Below are 2,691 nucleotides of genomic sequence, written 5' to 3' on the forward strand. Positions count from 1 at the left end.
AAAATCAATCTGTTTAACTTCTTTATTGTTGATTGTTAAATTTTTAATAGTTTGAATTAACTCTGTTTTAGAACTTATAAACATAAAAGATTCCTTATATAAAGCATTATTATATCATTTTTTATTTGCTAATATTTTTTGTCTCTCTATTAATCTCTCCTATCCACCTAAGCACATTGCCCTTATCATCAATCTCAACTTCTAAATCTTTGTATTTGTTGTAAAATTTAGGAGCTAAGATTTCTTGGAAGTATTTTGTGCCTTTTGGGGTTGTTGCTATCCAGATATTGTATTGTGACCAATATTGTGGTGTATCCCAAGAAGTGGGAGAAAACATTGTGCTACATCCATCTACAATAATATCATCATTCAAATTTCTTTCAAATCTTTCTTTATAAAAAAAATTATCTCTAAAATATATCCAAGCTTGATATTTATCTTCTTTATAATAAGATAAGTTTGAGGGATAATCTATTTTATTTCTATCTTCATCACAATAAGATCCAAAATCTATATAACCTGCTAGAAAAAGTTGCCCCAAGATATTAATATATTCACTTATATAGGTAGGTTTGGGTGTATTTAAAGAAGGAGTGTTGTTAAGACTATCAATATTATAAAATTGAATGATATTTACATCTATTTCATGTCTTGCAAAAAATTCATCATCAATAAGTTTTAATAATAAATATTCAAATGCTAAGAGAATATCTGTTTTTGTTGTGTATCTTAAATATTCTAAAAGTAAATCCATTTCAGAAAAATATGGTTTATTATTTAATACTTTACTTAAATTTTCATAACTTTTATATCCTATATCATCTTTTTCTTTATAAGAAAAAATAGGATTACCCATTGCATATATTACTTTTATTCTTTTCACTTTTATTCCTATGGTTTAATATGAATAGTTTTATTGAGCTTTGGATTTTTGCCATAAATATTTATTGTTTCTCCCCCACTTCCAGAACCTGTTCTGTATATAATATCAATTCCATCATTCAATTTATATCTTATAAATTTTTCTTGCGTAATTTGTCCTATTTTATGATTTTTTATAGGAATATATTTTTCTTCTAACTTTGTGGCATTTTTTATTAATTTTTGCCACAGTTCATCTAATTCTTTTTTATTTTTCAAAAGGCGAATATTCCCACTGCTACCTTTTTGTAGTTTTTCAATAATTTTCACTACCTCTTGTCGCGTTAAACCACTATTAAGTCTACTTGTAATTTTAAACATTGAATATAAACCTCTTAAAGCCGGAACAAATGTATAACTCACATCTTCCAAAGGTTTATCATTGAGTTCTAATTGACTAGGAAATACTATCTCAATAAACTCCCCACTGCCATCTTGTGTTTGTATTCTTATAACATTATCAGGGATGATTTCTTGAGCATTGTTTTCACTAGAACTTATATTATTGCTTTTTGTAGTGTTTGTGTATTTTGTGCCATTATTTATATTTACATCTTTATTTTTTGCTTTTATTTTGTTTTCACTAACCCCATTTACCACCACAAACTTACAAACATAAAACTCTTGTTTTCTATCTTCATCTTCTAAGATTTCATCTAGTCCTTGTGCGATTTGAAGTTTTAAATTTTGCATTTTTGCAGGAGCTAAAAAACTAAAATGATATTCGTTTAATTCTTTATTGTCTTCTAGGGAATTTTTGATGATTTTATCATACTCATGTAGCTGTGTAAAATACCCTACTCCTAAATCTTTATTTTCAAATTCCTTATAAGCACTTTTATAAACTTTAGCAATGTTTTTTGGGATAATAAAATAAAGTTTGATTAAATTAGTATCAAAGCTAAGATTTAATTCTTTAAATTCATAATCTTTACTAAAGTCTTGTTTGAATTGATTAAGAATATTTATATCCTCTATATCTTTTAAATCTTTTAAATCTATATTAAATTCATTTAAAGCCTTATTTTGTTCTTTTTTTTCATTATTGATTAAAAGATTATAGATAGGTAAATTATCTTTTTGAAATCTATCACTTTTATAATGAAGTCTTATTATAGGTTCTTTTAACTCTATTTGATTTTTACTTTGTTCTCCTAAGCCCTCTTTAGGATCAAAGCTGTGATCAAATTTAAACTTACTTGGAGTAAAGCTTACTTTTAAAGCAAAGCCTTTATCTGTTTTACAAGCTGAGATGAGTTCTTGTAAGATTACATATTCATTATTGACTTTCTTTTGAGATAAGGATCCTTTTACATTAACAACTTTAGTACAAGGAACACTTACACCTGCTATAGTATTAGGACAAGCTACTATACTAGAGTTTAATAAATCACTTTCTAGCATTATAGGCACACCATCATCTTTAAAAGTTTTTCCTTTGTTTGATTTAAGTATGACTTTACCTCCATGGATACATTCTAGGTTTTGATTTTCTAAAAGAGCATGAAGTTTAGCTATAGCTTGTTTTTTATCTACTTGTGTGGTTTTTTGTTCTTTTAAAGTGTTTGAAATTAAGTCTTTATACTCTAAGCTTTGTTTGCTTAAACATTCTAATTTGATATTTAAAGAATTTTCTATAATAGAATAATTAAGCAAACAAAGTTCATCATTTTTATAAAAGATGCTAAGTCTTCCTTTGCCACTGCTTTCATCTTTAGGAGAAAAATAATAACTAGGTGTATCTTGTTTTATAGTATTATCTTGATCTAA

2 protein-coding genes are annotated in these 2,691 nt (G+C 26.1%); both read right to left on the bottom strand.

Annotation, left to right across the window (positions count from 1 at the left end; translation table 11 throughout):
* Positions 1-121: 121 nt before the first annotated feature.
* Positions 122-883: a hypothetical protein gene (locus tag AJ936_RS01425; RefSeq protein ID WP_141080064.1), complete on the bottom strand. Its 762-nt coding sequence runs from the start codon at positions 881-883 to the stop codon at positions 122-124.
* A gap of 8 nt (positions 884-891) precedes the next feature.
* A partial coding sequence (locus AJ936_RS01430) for a hypothetical protein (RefSeq protein WP_250606979.1) occupies positions 892-2,691 on the bottom strand: 1,800 nt, incomplete at its 5' end.

Source organism: Campylobacter sp. BCW_6877, from assembly GCF_001762445.1.
GTDB classification, from domain to species: domain Bacteria; phylum Campylobacterota; class Campylobacteria; order Campylobacterales; family Campylobacteraceae; genus Campylobacter_D; species Campylobacter_D jejuni.